Here is a 402-nt window from a genome sequence, read left to right as displayed (position 1 = left end):
AATTTTTCAAATAAAAACTTCCAAATAGGTGCTTATAGTAATGAAACTGCAAAAGTAAGCATAGGTGCTACAAACTCAAATACTATAGGGCATACTAGGTTTGAGACACTAAAAAATGTGGTAGCTTCTAATATTTCTCAAATGGCAGATGCAGTTGTAAAACTTAGCGGAATCGATGGATATCCGGGTGGTTATGTATTTCAAACTATTAGCGCAAAAACATTACAAACAGATGGTTTAAAAGCTGTAGCTGAAATGATGAATGGCGTAAGCGATAAAACTGGTATAAGAGCTGAAGTTAATAATACGCAAATATTTGGCCAAGCAATTGTTGCTGGTACAATTAAAGATTTTATGATTAATGGTGTAAAAATCGGTAATATTACCGTAAAAGCTAATGAT

General features: G+C 32.8%; 1 pseudogene. It reads left to right on the top strand.

What is annotated here, in order from left to right:
* Positions 1-402: pseudogene (locus tag CIGNP109_RS08495) on the top strand (flagellin B); the annotation flags it as partial.

The organism is Campylobacter sp. P0109, from assembly GCF_002138755.1.
In the GTDB taxonomy this organism is placed as follows: domain Bacteria; phylum Campylobacterota; class Campylobacteria; order Campylobacterales; family Campylobacteraceae; genus Campylobacter; species Campylobacter devanensis.
The sequence above is the reverse complement of the archived record's forward strand: the minus strand, read 5'-3'. Positions and strand labels throughout refer to the sequence as shown.